General features: G+C 43.1%; 15 protein-coding genes. 6 read left to right on the top strand and 9 right to left on the bottom strand.

Features of this window, described 5'->3' with window-relative positions; genetic code table 11:
* The 5 genes from ACFE93_RS20955 to ACFE93_RS20935 all read right to left on the bottom strand — a co-directional run.
* The coding region (locus tag ACFE93_RS20955) for a hypothetical protein (protein WP_375475846.1) at positions 1 to 226 on the bottom strand (226 nt) is incomplete at its 3' end.
* On the bottom strand, positions 223 to 1686 hold the full coding sequence (gene xylB / locus ACFE93_RS20950; protein WP_375475844.1) for a xylulokinase: 1464 nt from the start codon (positions 1684 to 1686) through the stop codon (positions 223 to 225). The genes xylB and ACFE93_RS20955, both read right to left, overlap by 4 nt.
* Before the next feature lie 146 nt (positions 1687 to 1832).
* The gene (locus ACFE93_RS20945) at positions 1833 to 2681 is read right to left on the bottom strand and encodes a metallophosphoesterase (RefSeq protein WP_375475842.1); all 849 of its coding nucleotides are present in this window, start codon (positions 2679 to 2681) and stop codon (positions 1833 to 1835) included.
* 176 nt (positions 2682 to 2857) lie between these two features.
* Positions 2858 to 4354, bottom strand: coding sequence for a mannitol dehydrogenase family protein (locus ACFE93_RS20940; RefSeq protein ID WP_375475840.1), 1497 nt, complete (start codon positions 4352 to 4354; stop codon positions 2858 to 2860).
* Complete coding sequence (locus ACFE93_RS20935) at positions 4311 to 4601, bottom strand: hypothetical protein (RefSeq protein ID WP_375475838.1); 291 nt, start codon at positions 4599 to 4601, stop codon at positions 4311 to 4313. Before ACFE93_RS20935 ends, ACFE93_RS20940 begins: the two co-directional genes overlap by 44 nt.
* Positions 4602 to 4819: 218 nt before the next feature.
* Between ACFE93_RS20935 and ACFE93_RS20930 the strand changes: the two genes are divergently transcribed.
* Entirely contained in the window at positions 4820 to 5620 is an 801-nt protein-coding gene (locus tag ACFE93_RS20930; RefSeq protein ID WP_375475836.1) for an SDR family NAD(P)-dependent oxidoreductase, read from the top strand.
* A gap of 100 nt (positions 5621 to 5720) precedes the next feature.
* Positions 5721 to 6683 carry a sugar-binding transcriptional regulator gene (locus ACFE93_RS20925; protein ID WP_375475834.1) on the top strand — a complete coding sequence of 321 codons (963 nt, stop codon included), beginning with the start codon at positions 5721 to 5723 and terminating at the stop codon, positions 6681 to 6683.
* Between the two features lie 217 nt (positions 6684 to 6900).
* Here the strand turns inward: ACFE93_RS20925 and ACFE93_RS20920 are convergent, their stop codons facing one another.
* Together ACFE93_RS20920 and ACFE93_RS20915 are read right to left on the bottom strand one after the other, a co-directional pair.
* Positions 6901 to 7650, bottom strand: a complete 750-nt coding sequence (locus ACFE93_RS20920) for an SDR family NAD(P)-dependent oxidoreductase (protein ID WP_375475832.1) — start codon at positions 7648 to 7650, stop codon at positions 6901 to 6903.
* A 165-nt stretch (positions 7651 to 7815) separates the two neighbouring features.
* Entirely contained in the window at positions 7816 to 9279 is a 1464-nt protein-coding gene (locus tag ACFE93_RS20915) for a DHA2 family efflux MFS transporter permease subunit (protein WP_375475830.1), read from the bottom strand.
* A gap of 670 nt (positions 9280 to 9949) precedes the next feature.
* Here ACFE93_RS20915 and ACFE93_RS20910 point away from each other — a divergent pair.
* Positions 9950 to 10978, top strand: coding sequence for an Npun_R2821/Npun_R2822 family protein (locus tag ACFE93_RS20910; RefSeq protein ID WP_375475826.1), 1029 nt, complete (start codon positions 9950 to 9952; stop codon positions 10976 to 10978).
* Between the two features lie 65 nt (positions 10979 to 11043).
* The gene (locus ACFE93_RS20905; RefSeq protein WP_375475824.1) at positions 11044 to 11991 is read left to right on the top strand and encodes a glycosyltransferase family 2 protein; all 948 of its coding nucleotides are present in this window, start codon (positions 11044 to 11046) and stop codon (positions 11989 to 11991) included.
* A 319-nt stretch (positions 11992 to 12310) separates the two neighbouring features.
* Here ACFE93_RS20905 and ACFE93_RS20900 read toward each other — a convergent pair whose 3' ends face one another.
* Positions 12311 to 18244, bottom strand: a complete 5934-nt coding sequence (locus ACFE93_RS20900; protein ID WP_375475822.1) for an AAA family ATPase — start codon at positions 18242 to 18244, stop codon at positions 12311 to 12313.
* A gap of 29 nt (positions 18245 to 18273) precedes the next feature.
* A complete protein-coding gene (locus ACFE93_RS20895; protein WP_375475820.1) occupies positions 18274 to 18450 on the bottom strand; it encodes a hypothetical protein in 177 nt (58 codons plus the stop codon).
* Positions 18451 to 18547: 97 nt separating this feature from the next.
* Here ACFE93_RS20895 and ACFE93_RS20890 point away from each other — a divergent pair, with 97 nt between their 5' ends.
* Both ACFE93_RS20890 and ACFE93_RS20885 read left to right on the top strand, forming a co-directional pair.
* Entirely contained in the window at positions 18548 to 19273 is a 726-nt protein-coding gene (locus tag ACFE93_RS20890) for a pyridoxine 5'-phosphate synthase (protein ID WP_375475818.1), read from the top strand.
* A gap of 104 nt (positions 19274 to 19377) precedes the next feature.
* On the top strand, positions 19378 to 20097 hold the full coding sequence (locus ACFE93_RS20885; RefSeq protein ID WP_375475815.1) for a SnoaL-like polyketide cyclase: 720 nt from the start codon (positions 19378 to 19380) through the stop codon (positions 20095 to 20097).
* Positions 20098 to 20107 lie beyond the last annotated feature (10 nt).

The raw sequence follows: 20107 nt of genomic DNA, 5'->3' as shown, positions 1-20107 counted from the left end.
GAGGGGCTGGGGGTGGGGTGCAATGATTGTGGGAATCATAACTAATTACCCAGACTTGATATAACTTGCTCTCTCCAATTATCTTCATAATAGAACACCATGTCTTTTTCGAGCGAGGATTGGCGATTAAGTTCCAGAAAGAAACTGCAATAATTACAGGATGGTCTAGATAGCTCTTTAAAGCAACTTCTAGTTCAGGGTAATTGAAAGATAATTTAATTCTCAACGAACAGCTCTCAAGGTATCGTAAAGTAGCTTGTAGCGATTAAACCCTGCTTCATACAAAGTATTTACCTGCGGCTGTACGATATTATTATTCTGCGGTAAAATATTGAGTGCAGTTTTTAAATTGGGGTAAACACCAATCCCCACCATTGCTAAAATAGCTGCTCCGTAAGCGGCTCCTTCTTCGGTGGAAGCAATGAGTTTTGTTTGCAAAACATCTGCCAAAATTTGTAACCAGATGTGAGAACGTGCGCCTCCACCCGTTGCTAAGAGTTGCTCGATGGGAGCGATCGCACTGATGACTTCCAACGCTGAACGCAAGCTAAATGCAACCCCCTCCAAAACAGCACGAGTGATATCTGCCTGGGTATGAGCTAATGACAGATTCACCAAAGCACCGCGAGTATCTGGATCGAGGTGAGGACTGCGTTCCCCTGCGAGGTGGGGTAGAAATAGAACACCACGCGCACCGGGCTGCGATCGCTCTGCCATATCCATCAAATCAGTGTATGATATATGCGGCGCAAATGTATCTCGATACCAACGCAGAGAACCACCAGCCGCCAGCGTCACTCCCAGCAGATGATAGCCACCATCGACATGACAGAACAAATGCACCCGACCTTCGGGATCGGGAATTGGGCGATTACACGGTGCAAAAATAACTCCCGATGTGCCAATACTCAAGCTACCCCGGCTCAGGTTGCTTGATGAGATGCCCAAACCGATGGCTGCTGCGGCATTGTCACCTCCACCTGCGATTACAGGTAATCCCACAGGTAGTCCCACGCGGGTGGCTATTTCTGATTTTAGCCGTCCAGCGATCGCCGTAGATTCGATGACTGGGGGGAGCAATGCTGGATTGATATCAAGAGCATGGAGAATATCTGTATCCCATTGCCGATTTGCTAAGTTCAAACAGCCGACACCAGAAGCATCTGATGGTTCTGTAAATGGTTCGCCAGTTAGCACATATCCCAGATAATCTTTGGGCAAAAGAATCTGCCACAACCGAGTGTATGCTTGTGGTTCTTCAGTCCGCAACCATAGAAGCTTCGGCAGTTGAAAGCCAGTAATTGCCGGATTTCCAGTGCGTTGGATTAACTCCTGACGAGGAATAGCGGCTTCAATCTCAACAACAGCTTTACCTGTGCGCTGGTCATTCCACAAAATTGCCGGTCTAATCGCTTTGCCCTCCGCGTCGAGAGCAACCATACCATGCATTTGTCCAGACAAACCGAGGGCAATCGCTTGGTATCCGTCTAGCTGTTGAGTAACATCGAAGAGAGCATCGAAACTCGCTTCCACCCAATCCGATGAGTTCTGTTCCGTCCAACCGGGTTGTGGAGTTAATAGGGGATAGCTTCTGGTTGCTTGAGCGATAATTTGCCCTTGTAGGTCAACTGCGATCGCCCGTACTCCTCCTGTACCCAAGTCTAAACCAACTACGATATCGGTCAATTGTCCCTCCAAATTCTTAATTTTAAATCGGCAATCTTACAGCAGTTTGCATATATTTAAGACCAGACTCTGATTTCTATATTTTTATAACTACGCCAGTCCAGTAGAAGGTGTTGACATAATGCTATGTCGCTAAAAAATCAAGCCTAGTTCAGAAACCACTCAAAATAGCTAATCTCTGGGACTACACCCATTCTCACTGGTAAAACCGAAACTCCTAGTCCACGTGATACGTACATGGCAATCACACCATCTCGATACCAACCACTGACATAACGTCCGCTACCAGGCGGACGTAAAGGAGCAAAGCCAAATAATGATAATTGTCCGCCATGAGTATGTCCTGATAACATATATTGTGGTTTGTATTGTGTTATCTTTGCTAACTCATCACTTGAAAATGAATCTCGATATGCTGGTGAGTGGGCAAGTAATAAATGGTTTTGTTGAGGGCGAAGACTTTGGAGTGATTTGATTAAATCGGGTTTGCTGACTAAATCATCTAATCCCGTGATTAATATAGAGCGCTCGCCGTAGTTATGTAAAATGCTTTCATTAACTAATAAGCGGCAATTATAAGTGGCATAGATTTTTGTCAAACGTTTTAAATCAACACCTGCCCAGTATTCCCAATTACCCATAATTGCATACTTAGGTGTTTGGTTGTCAAGGAGCGACAAAAAGCGATCAAATCCATCAAGCTGTTCGACTTTATCAACCGAATCTCCAGTAAATAGTACAACATTTGGGTTAAGTTTATTAACTTGTTCGGCAATATGTTGTGCCCGATTGTTAAATTGTTTGAGATGGAGGTCGCTAATTTGAACAATTTTAAAACTATTATTGTTAGAAGCGAATTGTTGATTTAGTTGATGACGTGTGACGACGAAACGATTTGGCTCAATGATAAAAGCATAGAGAATCAGTAAACAAAAGGTAACACTGATAGCAAGTAGAATAAATAGCCACTTTCTTCTCTTCTTTTTTATTAACATTAGTTGAAATTTTTATGAACTTTTCCAAAAATAATACAAGATGTAATTCTACCACTGTCTAGACCCTTACAAGGTGACTCTAAAAATCCAGTTTTTTCTCTCTGTAACACAAGGTTAGAAAAGGATTTTTTCACCAATATTTTGAGCCACCTTGAAAGGTCGCGGTTTTCATCTGGTTAAGTTTTCTCTAAGAATCGGACTAATGTTTCTTTGGCTCCAAACTCATACAATCTGCGTAAATGGTTCGCAACTGCATCGGCAAAAGGCGACTGCGATAAATCGCCAAAAATCTCAGTCAGGTTGAGCAATGGTTTGGCATCGGAACCACTAGAATGAGCTAGTTGAGTTAAAGTACCTGCTATTGGGTCATCAATGGGAATGGCGTTACCTTGGTCATCAAGTCCATTCAGGTAACGGAACCAAGTAGCAACCGTTAAGCTCATGTAATCAATCGCCGCACGTTTGCGTAGCGCGTCACGAACTGAGCCTAAAACAAATTTTGGCATTTTGGCGGAGCTATTGAGGCAAAGACGCGGCAGTTGGTCGCGAATCTTAGGATTGGCAAAGCGTTCAATTAAGGTCTTTTTATAATCGTCTAAATCAATTCCCGGCACAGATTGCAGTGTCGGCGTGACTTCTGCCATCAAATTATCGACGGCTTGCCGAATTAATGGATCAGCCATCACCTCATGAACGTAGGTGTAACCTGTCAAGGAGCCGAAATAGCCAATTAACAGGTGACTGGCGTTGAGTAGCCGGATTTTCATCATTTCATAGGGATGAACATCGCTGGTCATCTGCACGCCAACGGATTTCCAATCAGGTCTACCTGCGCTGAAATTGTCTTCGACTACCCACTGAAGAAACGGTTCGGCAACAACTGGAAAAGCATCATCGATATTAAACTGTTCCGCCACCATTTTGATATCTGCTGGGGTTGTAGCGGGGGTAATGCGATCGACCATGCAGTTAGGAAAGGCTACCTGTTCGGCAACCCAACTTCCCAATTCCGGGTTCTGCATTTCGGCAAATGCAGTTAACATTTTGCGGACAATGTTACCGTTACCTTGGAGATTGTCGCAGGACAACACGGTAAACGGTGCTATTCCTTGTTGACGGCGGCGATCGAGGGCTGCTGTCAAAAAGCCATATACTCCAATTGGCTGATCGGGATGCTGCAAATCGTACTGGATAGTCTGGTGATTCGCATCAAATTCACCGCTACCTTCAATATAGTAATAGCCTCCTTCGGTAATGGTGAGGGTAACGATGCGGCATTTAGGATCTGCTAAGGTGTCAATTACTGCTTGGCGGTTATCTGGGGCAAACAAATATTTTGTAATTGCTCCAATAACACGAGCGCGATCGCCTTCTGGGGATCTTTCAACTAAGGTATATAAACAATCTTGTGAATTCAGTGCATCCCGCATTCGTTTGTCGAATTCCAGTAGTCCAACCCCGCAGATTCCCCATTCACTATCGGGATTTTGATGAAAGTAATTATCCAGATATAATGCCTGATGTGCGCGATGGAACCCACCAACACCGATATGGACAATGCCGTTAGTAATTTGATGGCGATCGTAATTAGGTATGCGAACGTTATTTCCTAAACGAGACAGAGATGCTTCATTCAGCTTGATTGCTGAGTCTGTGCTGATATTGCTGTTCATGGGATTCATTCTGGGTTAAGTGGTGACGATGAACTTTGGGAATGGCTTCACCGTCGCGATCGAACAGATGGCAAAGCTCACCGTTAATGTAAATAGGAACGTAATCGTGCATTTTGGCTGGATTATCTCCGTCTGTTTGCATAACTATGGTTTCGCCACCCGCAATTTTGATGTAGAGAAAGGTTTCTTTGCCTAATCGCGTTAGTCTAGTTTTATCTGCGGCTTGGGAGCGGGGTAGAACAAGCATATAGCAGATGCACCAGCATCACTCCAGTGAGAAATGCAGCCAGCACTTTAGCGAAGCGGCGAATACGCATCGCATAAGTCCTTTAAAGTAAAAAACCGAACGAAATAAATTTTTGATTTTATGCTCTAGTTTTGGGCAAAAGCTCAATAATATAAATCATACCAATCTGATTTCCATCACGACCATTTGCAACAATTCTTCAATAAGAGGTTAAATCTATGACGGCAAAAGCAACTTATCAGTTTGCAGGTAAGACGATCCTAATTACTGGTGGTGCAGGAGATATTGGCAAAGCAACTGCACACCGTTTTGCTGCTAATGGCGCAGGAATAGTCCTGCTAGATTTGAATGAACCGAAGATGGCAGATGTGGCTAGGGAACTAAAAGGTTACAACGTTCCAATTGCCACGTTTCGTTGTGATGTTACATCTAGTGATGATGTTGCCAAAGCTTTTACTGGCGCTGTAAAGCAGCTTGGGCGAATTGACTATGTATTTAATAATGCAGGTTATCAAGGAGTGTTTGCCAAGACTGACGAATATCCTGAAGACGACTTTCAAAAGGTGATCAACATTAACGTTGTCGGCGTTTTCCACATTCTTAAGGCGGCTGCACAGCAACTACGCGATGCGGGTGGAGGTGCGATCGTCAACATGGCGAGTTATGCAGGCGTGGTTGGGCCGCCAAATATGTTGGCTTACGCCGCTTCTAAGTTTGCTGTCATTGGTATTACTCAAACGGCAGCAAAAGACTTGGCTCCCTACGGCATTCGCGTGAATGCGCTCTCGCCTGCGCTGATCGGCCCTGGTTTTATGTGGACGCGGCAAACCGAATTGCAAGCAGCAGTGCGATCGCAATACTTTGATGCCGATCCCAAGGTAGTTGAGCAACAGATGATCAATTCTGTGCCAATGCGGCGTTTAGGAAGTTTGTCAGAAGTGGCGAATGGGGTTGCATTTTTGATGAGCGAAGAGGCAAGCTACATTACTGGCTTTAACTTGGAGGTTACTGGGGGATAATAGAAATTTAAAAATAATTGAGCAAAGATTATATCCTTGGGCAGATTATCTAAAAAATGGAATCATACTTTGACAGATACATAGTTTTTGCAGGTAGTAGATGGAACAACCGTTTTTGGAGCGGCGCGATCGCAAATTAGACCTGGCTGCTCATGCTGCTTGGCTCTATTACATCGCCGGCAATACCCAAGAAGAAATTGCCGCCAAGCTCAATGTGTCCCGGCAAGCTGCACAACGCTTAGTGGCACTGGCAGTCAGTGAAAAATTGATTAAATTTCGACTCGATCATCCCCTAAGTGAATGCATTGCTCTGGCTGAGTCGTTACGCGATCGCTTTGCTCTGTCACTTTGTGAAGTAGTACCAACTGACGCAGGTAGTGGTGATACATTATACGGAATAAGTGTATGTGCTGCCACTCACCTAGAGGCTTACCTGATGGCTAAAACCCCAACCATACTGGCGTTGTCATCAGGTCGCACATTGCGAACAATGGTAGAGCAGATACCCTCAATGAACCAACCCCAGCATAAGATTGTGTCAATTATTGGCAATATGTCCCACTCGGGGCGTGCAGGTCGCCACGAAGTGGTCATGCATTTATCCGATCGCGTCGGTTCCCAAGCTTACCCAGTGCCGACTCCGGTTGTCGCCACTAGCATTGAAGAACGAGAACTCTTGCAGACTCAGCGATCGTTTATCGCCGTCAAAACTCTTGCAGAGCAAGCCAAAGCAACCTTTGTCGGAATTAGTCACATTGCCTGGAATGCTCCGTTACATCAAGACGGCTTCATCAATGACGATGAGGTAGCTGAATTGATTGAACTGGGAGCAGTAGGAGAAATTGCAGGTTGGGCTTACAGCGATCGCGGAGTATTACTACAACAAGGGACAAACAGTCGGGTTGCCAGTGTAGCTCTCGAACAACCGGCTCATCGACTGATTATTGGTGTAGCAGGCGGTGTGAGAAAGGCAGAGGCGATTTTGGCTGCTCTGCATGGCAAGTTAATTACAGGATTGATTACCGACGAAGCCGCCGCCCAAGCGATTCTTTCTAAAATTTAGTAAATTTCTAGTAGTAAATTTCTAGGTCATAGCCTGAGCGTCCAACATACGAAAAATCAAAATGGCGATCCCTCGATCAATCCCTAAAATTGTGCAATAAATTTTTTAGGTTGGGTCTAAGGATGAGACCCAATATTCACCTGGGTGTTGGGTCTCGCGTTGTTCAACCCAACCTACGCTTAATGCTTGAATTACGAACTACGAATTACGAATTATTTTAATGTTCTTGTCCCGTTGGTCGGATGAGGATTTCGTTGACATTAACGCGCGGCGGCTGCGTAAGAGCGTAAACGATCGCAGCTGCAATATCTTCACTTTGCAGGGGTTGAATTGAATTGCGTCGTTCTTGAATCCGTTGTTTGGCAACGGGATCGGTAATTTGGTTGTCAATTTCCGTATCCACCAAACCAGGTTCGATTATCGTGACGCGGATGTTGTCTTTATGGACTTCTTGACGCAATGCTTCCGAGAGGGCATTAACACCCCATTTGGTAGCATTGTAAACACCGATGCCCGCCCGCGCTGTCCGGCCTGCTACTGAGGAAATATTGACTATATGCCCCGATTTTTGCGCCTTCAAGAGAGGTAAAACCGCATGAGTAGCATATAAAAGTCCTAATACGTTGAGGTCAAACGATCGCCGCCAGTCTGAGCTATTTCCAGCTTCAATAGTGCCGAGTAAGGCAATCCCGGCATTGTTAACGAGGATATCGACTCTTCCCAATTCTGCATTTGCCTTTGCCACCAAGTTATTTACCTGGGTTTCATCAGTCACATCAGTGACAATAGGCAATGCCTTGCCACCACTAGCTTCGATGCGTTCTGCTAACGCCTGAATGCGATCGCCCCGTCTAGCAGCGAGTACTACTGTTGCTCCTTCTGCTGCTAAGGCGATCGCAGTTGCTTCTCCAATTCCCGCAGAAGCGCCAGTGATAATTGCTACTTTCCCTTTTAATTTACCTGTCATTTATTTAACTCCTTAGTAATTGATAATTGGGCATTGGGCAAAACAGTTCCGTTAGCGTCAGCGGGGCGTTTAGCCCGTTTCGAGTTCCTCGGCAAGCGAGTAAATAAGTGAGATTCCCCACTCAGGACTCAGCACTCAGCACTCCTGAAGGGCATTGAGCATTAATTATTCTTTCCCTGCTCCCCTGCTGCTCTGCTCCCCTGCTCCCAGCCTCTTACCGATCCTCAAAACAGATGCAACAGCCGCCCCACACAGTATTAGGGCTGCAAAGCGAAAAGTTCCTTGGAACCCTGCAACGATCGCATCAGGAGGGGCAACAGAGACATCTGCACCCGCAGACATACTAGCGATTAAGGCTCCAAATACTGCCCCAATTAGAGAAACTCCTACAGTGTTCCCTGATGTACGTGACAAAGACAAAAGCCCAGAAGCAATTCCTAGCCGTTCCCTCGGTACTGATCCCATAACAGTGCTGTTATTGGGCGATTGGAATAAACCCAGACCAATGCCGTAAATAAAATAGCGCGATACATAGCCTAGCTCAGTAATTTGAGCATCAAAGGTGCTAATCCCCAGACAGCCGCCAATCATCAACCCCAGCCCAATTGAACTGATTAGTCGAGCGCCAAAGCGGTCTGAAAGTATTCCAGCTAATGGGGCAATTAACCCACTCAGTACAGGTGATACGGCTAGTAACAGTCCTACTTTTACTGTCGGATAATGCTTGACGCTCTCTAGAAAGAAAGGGACGATGAGTAGCGAACCGCCAATAACAATGAATGCTAACCAGCCACTTAGCAAACCCATACTCAACTGAAGATTGCGAAACAGTTTTAGCTCTAGTAGTGGCTGCTTTAGAATCGCTTCAACTACCAAAAAAGTAATGAAACTTACGGAGGCGATCGCTAATAATACCAATGCATTGGTACTGCCAAAGCCCTGGCTTTGCCCTAGCGTCATACCTAAACCAAAACTACCCAGAGTCAATAAAGCCAATATGGCTCCCAAAAAGTCAAATTTCTGTTTGCCCTGAATGCGTGCAGAAGGTGGCACCACGCGAGCTATTAAGAAACTAGCTACGATCCCCAGCGGTACATTGATGAAGAATATACTATGCCAGCCTGACCAGCTTAAAAGCAATCCGCCAGCAGAGGGGCCAAAAGCAATTCCCAGTGACACTACACTACCGATGATGCCAACAGCCCGACCTCGTTCGGAAGAGGGAAAAACTTCTGTGATAATTGCCAAACCAAGCCCAGAAATGAACACAGCCCCTAGTCCTTGAAGTGCCCGAAAGGCGATCAACCACTCGATACTAGGTGCAAAGCCACACAACAGCGAACTGAAAGTAAACAGAACAAGTCCCCCCTGGTATAAGGACTTCTTGCCCCACATATCCCCCAAGCGCGTTGCTCCCAAAACTAAACCGGAACTAACCAACTGGTAACTCAATACAGCCCATTGAGTGGTAGGAAAACTAGTGCCAAAGGCTTGCACCAATGTGGGCAAAGCAACATTAATGATACCCACATCCAGGGTAGACATGAATACCCCAAGTCCGACACCGAGTAAGACCCAATTTTTTTGAGAGCCTGATAAAGCCAGAGGTTCTGCTTGGAATTGTGCCAACGTTTAGCCTCCGCCTTTGACTTTACGATTGTAAATAGTTTGCATACGTATATTCATTGTAGGGTGCTATCCTCGCTGCCAAGTTCAGGAAACTAAGTTGGCGATTTTGTTGAGTGCGATCGCAGCAGGCGCTTCGTCGAGCAAAAATTCTCTGGATGAATGAAAAATTCAGGTTTATATCAGGTATCTACTTCTCAATCGGCTAGATTGGCTTTTCCACTTATCATATATTTGCTAAAGTACTTAAGTACTCTTAAATCTGCACTCCTTCGGCTATATCAACGATAATGTTCAAGGAAGTACGGTAGTTTGATAGAGTTACTGTACTTAAGACTAGTTAGCAAACTATCATAAACAACTCTCTAAAGCAAGCTCTAGAGACAATGGGGAATAGGGAATGGGAAATGTCAATTATTAAAGTCACATCTGCAACTGGAAATAAGTACCTTTTTGTATAAGCAATGACTCAAAAATTTGAGAATAATAGGTCAAAAAATAGCGATCGTATTATTTGCCTTAGACCAATTCTGTATAAAGATGTGTAGAAATAACCCCACCACCTGCGGCACTTCCTGCGAGTTCGGCAAGGTTAGGAGCGGTGAAAATGATGTGCAGCTTCACAGAGAATTGGCTTTACTCAGTAAATCAAAAATAAAAAAAATTTATTACAATGGATAATTTTGGGATTTACACACTTGCTAATGACGTGGTATTTGACCAACTAGTAGCTTTGCTAAACAGCATTGAGGTGAATGTTAGTCCAGATATTCCGATTTGTATTATTCCCTATGATGACCGCTTAAAACGAGTTAAGCAGGAGATACGTTCTCGACCTAATGTCACCCTGTTTGACGATAAAAACTCGCTCAAAAAATGGGAGGATTTTGCCATTCAAGTTTGGAACGCTTATCCAAGAGATAGCCGAAAAAATAAACCTTCTATCGAATGGAATAAAAAAAATAATTTAATCAGAAAAATGTCTGCTTTTGATGGTGAGTTTGAAAGATTTGTATTTTATGATGCTGATAGTTTGGCAATGAATAAGCTGGATAAGGTTTTAGAAAAACTAGACCAATACGACTTTGTGTTTGATGACTGGGAACACACAAAACAAACTTCAGTTGCAGCTTTCGACTTGCCGAAGTTAGAACAAAAAATGTCTTTGCCTGAATCTGAAATCAGACGAGAAATCCACTGTTCTAGTTTTTTTGGTTCAAAAAAGGGTATTTTAGACGTTGAAGAATTAAAAATACTCAAAAAGCGATTGATAGAAGATAAGGAAGTCGAATGGATTAACGAAATTGCTTGGTGGTGTGACGCAGATTTATTTAGTTACATGACTTTCAGAATTGCTCGACCACTATTTAATTTTACCCTCAGTCCCGATGGTGAAGATAGAACTGGCAACTGTGCTAATGCAAATCCATTTGTGAACATTGATAATGTTCTTTATAACCAACAGGGATTAAAACCAATTCATCGCCTTCACTATATGGGCTATTCTGCTATTGGATTTGCCCGCTTATGTAAAGGCGAAGATGTTGATATTCGTTACAAAAATGAATTTTTACACTATCGCTTTCTGAAGCAACCAGAGCAAAAACCGAAGCAATTAAAGCCACCCACTATAGCGGCTAGAAGCAATCGATTTATCAAAAAACTTTGGAATAAAATTAATCAAACTATTTCTTACACTTAGCTTTTGCCCAGCCTTGCTCATTATGCGTTTAGTTTGTGAGCAATCTCCACTCTCATTTTGCAAAAATGCCTAAAGTTAGTGTTTCCATTCCCACGTTTAATCGAGTTAATTTACTGCCTTTCGCAATTGACAGTGTACTCAATCAGTCTGAGCAAGACTTTGAGCTAATTATTTGTGATGACGGTTCTAGCGATGGTACGCCTGAGTTGATGTCACAGTACACAGATAACCGGATTAAATATATCCGTCATCAGCAAAATATTGGTAAAAGTAATAATATGCGTTCTGGCTTTGATGCTGCCAGTGGTGAATATTTTATTAAATTTGATGATGACGACCGGTTAACACCTGATTTTCTCGCAAGTACAGCAGCTATTCTTGCTCAAGACTATAGCATTGATTTTGTTGGCACAGACCATTGGATAATTGATATTAACAATGTGCGGGATGAAACAAAAACTCAAGAAAATTCTCATCGCTGGGGTAGAAAGAATTTACCAGTAGGTGTTGTAAATAATTTGTTGGAAGTTGTATTTATTCAGCAAAGCTTTCAAGTGGGGGCGACATTATTTCGCCGTAAAACACTGCAAGAATTAGGATATATGCAGCCAAATCTGCAAAATTGTGAGGATAATGATTTATTTGTGCGTCTGGCTTTAGCTGGAAAAAAGGGCTATTACTTACCAGAATTATTGATGGAATATCGCTACCATGCAGAGCAGCAAGGTATTAATCGAGCTATTCCTTATTTATTTGATAAAATTCAGTATTTGGAAAGTTATAACTTTGAGTCTAAGAAATTAGAGAAAGTTAGGAAAAATCGTTTAACTGAAACGCAACTATTATTAGGGTTGCGTTTAATTGAAAAGGGTGAAACGCAAAAAGGCAGAGAACTAGTTTTAGCGGGACAGTCTTTTTCGACTACTAAAGCTTGGACTGGTTTAGGATTATCGTTGTTACCAGTAAACTGGCGAGGTAAGGCGTTTAATGCACTGCGACAGATGCGGGTTTAAACATTGACACATTGTGAAACTTGCTTTTTGGCATTGCAGAATAGAAATATGAATTAGTGCGATAATCCTTTAAAAATATTGTAACTAATGATAGCTGTAGCGCTAATGCTAATGGACAGAATTACCACAATTGATAATAATAGAAAGTTTTGCGATCGCCATTTGAATGAATAGTAATTTTGGTTGGTTATGGCATACTGTAGAGGGTTGAGTTTTAACCAGCTTTTGCATAATTTAAGTATTATTGTCACTTTATTCCCAACTAAAATTTAAATAGCGAAAATGAAAAGTGCTGAGTAAAGTAGAAATTACTCAGCACTCAGCACTCAGCACTCGTTATTGTTGTTGAATGAGTCGAGATTTGAATGACAAACTCTGTGCCTTTTCCAAGTTCGGAAGTACAAGAGAGCGAACCGCCATGTGCTTCTACCACAATTTGACGAGCGATCGCTAATCCTAATCCAGTGCCTTTTCCAACAGGCTTGGTGGTATATAAATGGTCAAATACTTTTTGTTTAACCTCTGGTGACATTCCCACCCCGTTATCAGCAATCTTAATCAAAACATCCTGATTTGAGTTTGCTATAAGAGTTTGAATGGTGATGCGATTGGGGTTGGTAAGAATCGCTTCCAAACTACGTTCTGTATTGTATTGTTCAAGCGCATCAATGGCATTTGCTAACAAGTTCATAAACACCTGATTAAGTTGTCCTGCAAAGCATTCCACTAGGGGCAGTTTGCCATAATTCTTCACCACCTCAATTGCTGGACGGTTTTCATTAGCTTTTAAACGGTGTCTGAGAATCAGAATAGTGCTATCAATGCCTTCGTGAATATCAAAGGGAACTTTATAATCCTTATCTGCTCTGGAGAAGGTTCGCAAACTAGTACTAATACTGCGAATACGGTGAACACCCAATTTCATCGAGTCCAGCAATTTAGGTAAATCTTCCCGTAAATAATTAAGGTCGATGGCATCAATTTCATCTTGAATATCTGAGCCGGGATTAGGAAACTTTTCTTGATAAAGATTAATTAGACCAAGCAAATCTTTGACATAATCTTTGGCTGGTTGTAAGTTGCCAGCAATGAAGCCAACAGGATTGTTGATTTCATGGGCAACACCTGCTACCAAATTACCAATGGCAGACATTTTTTCGCCTTGCACTAATTGCAATTGCATCGTTTGGAGTTCTTGTAATGCTTGTTCTAATTGTTGTTTTTGTTGTTGCAGCAATTGTTGTGCTTGCTGGCGTTCTGTGATATCTTCAGAGGTATTAAGGATACCAAAAACCTTTTTTTCTCTATCTTTTAAGGGAATTTTATTTGTATTCGACCACTTTTGTTTTCCATCTACTTGCTGCACAGTTTCGATAATGTTGAGTTCCGGTTCCCCAGACTCCATGATGCGGCGATCGCGTGCTACAAAAAAATCTGATTGCTCCCTAGTCCAGGGAAGTTCGTAGTCTGTTTTACCAATAACATTTTCTGGCACTCCTAGACCCCAAGTTTGAGTAAAGTTATGGTTACATCCTAAATAAACACTATTGCAGTCTTTCCAGAAAACAGACTGGGGAATATTCTCGATAATTAACCGCAAGAATTGTTCCGTCTGTCCCAGGTTTTCTAGAGTATTTTGTGCTTGCTGATAAAGTCTGGCGTTTTCCAGGGAGATTGCAGCTTGAGTACATAATAAATTGAGAATTTCGACGCGATCGCTAGTAAACGCTCCAGTCATCAGATTGTTTTCTAAATACAAAATCCCTAACAGTTTCCCTTGATACAAAATTGGCGTACACAGCAAGCTTTTGGGTTGCTGACGAATAATATAAGGATCGGCTATCAGCACCGGATGCAATGTTATATCAAGAATAACGGTAGGTTGTAGGCTGCGTTTGACGGCGTAAATTAGGCTATGGGGAACGTCTGCGCTATCTTCCACAAAAATGGACTGTAACACCGTTGATTGCTGCCCAACTTGAGCAGTCGCCTCAACTACCAATCTACCTTCTTTGAGCAGTAGTAACGCACACTTATCTGCTCCAGCATTTTCAATCACTACTTGCAGCAGCTTCGTAAGTAATTTATCTAGTTCAATTTCACTCGATAGAGTCTGAGAGGCTTTTAAAACTGTTGCCAAATCTAGTATTACTGATGTATTGCTGCTAGATGTTACTGATTTATTAATGCTTGGGTGGAAGGTAGTAATGCTGTCAATCTTTGCGATCGTCTCATTGGGTGTAAGTAGCGATACTCTTTCAGAGTCACTTCGTGAACGCCTCTGTTGTAAGATAGGAGCTAGCAGTTGTGGATAGCGTTGTTCTAAATCATCGACTTTGGCTTTAGCACCCCAGCGTGTGTAGCAATAGTAAGCATTAATCAAATACTCTTGAGCAATGCGTTCTTTGCCCCATTCTAAATAAAACTTGGCTGCAAGTTCATTGGCGAGAGCTTCTTCATTGAGATATTCGTTTTCTTTAGCTTTCGCAATGGCGCGATCGTAATACTCAATTGCCTCGGCTTTCGCCCCCAAGACTCGACATTTTTCTGCAACAACTAAAGCATGGCGGTGAGCTTGATTACCAGGTGCATGAGCCGCCCAGATGCTGAGTTTTTCTTGATGGACTGTCACCCGCTCTATAATACTGATTTGGTCTGTCTCACTGGCATCTGGATAAACCGCTAATCGAACTAGTGCATCGTAGAAGTAAAACAGAGGAAGCAGCACTAGTCCTGTGACTGCACCCAAATACGGTTCTGCCAGTTTGGCGTTTTGTAGAGCTTGTTCATAGTTTTGGAACAGGTAGCAGAGGAACAGTTTCTCGAAATAAACTTGATATAGTCCTGCTCCGTGATTCGTTTTAAGGGAAAGCTGAATTATTTCATCCTCATAGCAGTATTCACCAAGCAACCGCTCAGGTTCAGGCACAACCTCCAACAGATTGACTACAATCTGATGATAAATACTTTGTGTGTAGAGACAACTATCCTGGCGCAATTGCTGAATGACCTGGCGATGAGCTTCTATCGTTTGTCTTAAGGCAGATAGTTCCTGACCACTCCAGTAAGCTGTGTAGCAATAACACATCAGGCTGAGAGCGACATACTCAATGTCACCGGTTTCTAGCCCAGTGGAGTAGGCTTGCAAATATCCTTCCAGGGTGTATTTTGCGGGTTCTTGCCAATGTCTGAGGAAGCAGTTAAAGGCAAAAATGGTTTTAGCAGTTAACTTGGGGGCATGGATGCGTTGCAGGAGATTCACCCCCAATTGCCCAAACCGATAGCCTGCGTCAATATCTCCCAATATGGCAACCAAGGTCAACCCATACATTACATAGCCATGAGTCGATTCGGGAGCATTGCCGTATTCTACTGATAAATCGAACTCGGCAAATATCACCAAAGGCAAAAGCTCAGGGGCAGCTTGATAGGCAGCAGAAATAATGCTGGATAAAATAACCATTGCCGCTTTTTTCTCTGGTGCGGTCATTTGAGGTAATTCCAGTAAAGATTCGATTGACCTGCCATTGAGCAAGGTTTGGGTGTGCCTCAGTGCTTGTTCGATGTCTGCTGGGGTGGGTCGTTCCGGCAAATGTACTCCCAGATGCTTGAGAATTTTTCGTGCTAATTGCAAGGCTTCTAGCTGCTGATGTTGTGCCATGCAAGCCTGGATTTTAATACTGTAGATATTTACTCGATCCAGCCAGGATTGGGCATGATTCAGTACTATCTCAGCTAACTGTTCCATCTGTTCAAAATCGGTACAGAGGTAAGCTGATTCTGCTGCTCCTTCATACAAGATGAGGGCGAGATTGTATTGGCTATGCCAGCAATTACTCGTTAGCATGGCAATACCTGTGTTGAAATAGTCTAAAGCTGCTGCGTAAGCTGTTGCACCCTTGGCTTTATGCCCAGCCGCCAAGTTTAACTGCGTGAGTTCCTGTTGCTCCTGCTCATCATTAATCAAAGCAACCCCTTGATTGAGGTGATTGACGATCGCAAAAATTTTCTGATCGCGTTCATTTGCAGTCGTGGCTTGTTGCAGCAAACGCCCAATACGCAGGTGAGTAACTTGCTTTTGGTTATCAGGAATTAGTGAATAGGCAGCTTGCTGAATGCGATCGTGAAGAAATTTGTAGCTGATGGTTATTTGTCCATAGTCATTCTGGCTATTTACCAATGAATGCTGTTGATAAAACTTGTAAACATCACTGGTAGGAATGATAAATCCTTGTTGGAGTGCTTTCCATAATTCATCTGCCGTTGTTGCCTCAGACTGTTCATAGACGATTGCTAATGTGGCTAAATCAAAAGAGTTTCCTACACAAGCGGCTAATTTCAAAACTTTTTGAGTTTCTATTGACAACTTTTCAAGCTGAATTGCCATAAACTTTACTACATCATCGGTAAGAGCGATCGCTCGCACCTGAGCAATATCGCATTCCCACCCTCCTTGACTTCTACCCTTGGTAAGGTGGGACTGAGGGGGGTTAAATGTAATTAGTCGATCTTGATGTAGCGCTTTCAAAAACTGGGTGCTGAAAAAAGGATTTCCTTTGGTTTTGCTCAATACCAACTCTGTTAACGGTGCAGCTAATGCTAGTGTGCAACTCAATGTATCTGCAACCAAATGATTAACAGATATTTGATCGAGGGGAGCTAAGGTTATTGTATTTACTGTAGCCCCTAACTTCTGAATCTCTTCTAAAGTTAGCATCAGGGGATGTATTGGGTTAACTTCGTTATCTCGATAAGCACCAATTAATAGTAGATAACCGATGTCAACTTCGTTCATTAATAAGTGCGTTAACTTTAAAGAAGCAGAATCTGCCCATTGCAGATCGTCAATAAAAATTACTAATGGATGTTTTAGTGCAGCGAAGACTTGAGTGAATTTCAAAAACAGCAAATTGAAGCGATTTTGTGCCGCACTCCCAGAGAGTTCCGGCGCAGCAGGCTGTTTACCAATAATTCTTTCGAGTTCTGGAATCACCTCAATCATCACTTGTCCGTTCTCACCCAAAGCAGAGAGAATTTTGGACTTCCACTGCTCAAATTGGGTGTCAGTTTCACTCAGCAGTTGTCCGATTAAGTCTCGAAAAGCTTGCACAAAGGCAGAGAAAGGGATATTGCGCTGGAATTGGTCAAATTTACCTTTAATGAAATAACCCCGTTGTCGCACAATTGGCTTGTGGACTTCGTTCACCACAGCAGTTTTGCCAATCCCAGAGAAGCCTGCTATCAACATAATTTCAGTGCTTCCCTGGCTGACTCTTTCAAAAGCATCCAATAAGCTTTGAACTTCACTTTGGCGACCGTAGAGCTTTTCTGGGATGATAAAGCGATCGCAAATATCCCGCTCACCTAATTTAAAAGATTTAATTGAGCCTATTTCTTGCAATTGAGACAAACATTTTTCTAAATCAAATTTCAGCCCTAATGCACTCTGATAGCGGTCTTCAGCATTTTTCGCCATCAATTTCATCACAATGTCACAAAGAACTTCGGGAATTTCTTCTTCCCTGCTGTCGCCTAATTTTTCTGGTTGCTTGGCAATATGACTGTGAACCAACTCCATCAAATCCCTAGACTCAAAGGGTAAGTGTCCAGCCAGCAATTCATAGAAGGTAACGCCAAGAGAATAGTAATCACTACGATAGTCAATTCCGCGATTCATCCGTCCGGTTTGTTCCGGGGAAAGGTAAGCGAGAGTACCTTCTAAGATATTGGGACTGTAAATTTCCTGGGTTTCTCTAGGTAAAAGAGAGGCAATACTAAAGTCAATCAACTTGACTTGCTTAGTTTCCGGGTTGATGAGGATGTTGGCAGGCTTGATATCTTTGTGGATAACTCGATGGCGATAGAGTCCGTCAAGAATATTACTCAGAGCGATCGCAATTTCCAAGAACTCTGTCAAAGTATATTGGTTGCTTCCCATTTTTTTGTTGAGCCAATCTCTGAGGGAAATACTACCAAAATCCTCCATCACCAAAGCATAGCTGTTGCGGTAAGGTTCCAGGCTGTAGGGACGAACAATACCGGGTAGATCAAGATTTTTAGCAATAGTGTACTGATTACGAAACAGCAGCAGTTCATTGAAGGTAGGATACTCTTGCTGGAGCAGTTTGATGACAACCGGAAGTCGATCCGCCTCTCGAATAGCACGGTAAACTAAGGTTCTAGAGCCTACATAAAGTTGTTCGCTAATTTGATAGTTAAAAAACTTGTCCATCGGCTCAACTGCTGTATTCATACTTCATCAACTCTTGTTAAATCAGCCATTTATTTAAAGTAGTTTGCCCAAAAATCAGCTTTTGCTAACTCAGTTTTCTTTTGGGCGACACTGATAGCGTTAGCGTAGCGGTGGCGAGTCCGCGTACTCTTACAGAGAAGCAAGCTAGCAAGAGCGTCTCGTAGATAGCGTCCGCAAGAGGTCACAGCCCGTCGTAGACATTGCATTTTACGTGTGTAATCTGTCTTAAGCTTCTTCAGCAAAACTACCGCTATTTCCGGTAAAATCAAGTTCTAAGGAATGTGGATTTGGGAGAAATTTGGGGTGCCTACACTTGGTGTTAACATTGACCACATCGCCACCATCCGGCAAGCGCGGCGGACGGTGGAACCAGATCCGGTAGCAGCGGCGGTACTGGCAGAATTAGCGGGTGCAGATGGAATTACGGTGCATCTGCGCGAAGATCGGCGGCATATCCAAGATCGGGATGTACTACTGTTGCGGCAAACGGTGCGATCGCATCTGAATTTAGAAATGGCTGCTACAGATGAAATGCTAGCGATCGCTCTCGATATCAAACCAGATTACGTTACCTTAGTCCCTGAAAAGCGCGAAGAAGTCACAACAGAAGGCGGACTAAATATTGTCGGGCAAATTGTTAGAATAGGTGAAATAGTCGATAAATTGCAAAGCGCTAGCATTCCAGTTAGTTTATTTATCGATTCCGAACCAGCACAAATTGAAGCATCTGTCAAGGTACAGGCGCAGTTTATTGAATTGCACACCGGACAATATGCTGAGGCTAAGGATGAAACAAATCGCCAGCAAGAATTAGCCATATTAGCTAAAGGTTGTGAGCAAGCGATTCAAGCTGGATTGCGAGTCAATGCTGGTCACGGACTCACCTACTGGAACGTCTATCCGGTGGCTGCGCTTCCAGGCATGGAAGAACTGAACATTGGTCATACCATCATTAGCCGGGCAGCATTAGTAGGTATGGAAAGAGCAGTCCGGGAAATGAAACAAGCTATAAAAGGGGACAGGGGATAGGGGGATAGGGAAAAGAGAACGAAACTATAACCTGTAACCTCATAACAGAGGGGTTGTCACTGCGAAATCTAGAAATTGGGATCAAATCTTCAGCAAAAACTTCTATGAGCGCAACACAATCTAATGACCTGCCGCTTTGGGTACAAGATAGAGATAAGGTGATAGCAGAAAGCACTGATGTCGAGTGGCGCTATCAGACACCGCCTGATTATTCCCGTTCAAATGAAAATCTCGCCAAAGAAAGTATTTACAATCACCTTGAAGGTACACTAGAAGCGATCGTACAAAACTTGGTGCGAACCTTTGAGATGGAGGTATCATTCAAAGCTAACCCGCAACAGTGGTTATCTATTGTTAATGAACAGTTTCGCGTCAGTACCAATGGTGGAGTAGAGTACACAGCAGCAGATGTATCAGCCCAAGGTACTTACAATTTATTTATGGCTGATTCAGAGCATTACAAGGCTTCAGAAGAAACCTTTGAATCATCCGCAAAAGTCTTCCACACAACATTTCCCCAAGGATTTCCTTGGGAAGTGGTGGAAGTTTTCTCAGGGCCACCGAATGTAACATTTAAATGGCGGCATTGGGGACATTTTAACGGAGAATACAAAGACCATGCACCTACTGGAGAGACGCTAGAAATTATCGGCATGAGCATTGCAAAAGTTAGCGATGACTTGAAACTTATTTCCTTAGAACACTATTTTGACAATAATTTGTTCTTGGAAAAGCTAACATCTGGTGGCAAACAGATAAAATCTGAAAACCAGAAAAGTGCTTGTCCGTTCAGTTCTTGGTTCAAGAAATCTCAAAAAAGTTAGCTTGTAAGGG

Source organism: uncultured Nostoc sp., from assembly GCF_964247315.1.
In the GTDB taxonomy this organism is placed as follows: Bacteria; Cyanobacteriota; Cyanobacteriia; order Cyanobacteriales; family Nostocaceae; genus Nostoc.
Note: the sequence above shows the minus strand (reverse complement) of the source record. Positions and strands in the feature narration are given on the sequence as shown.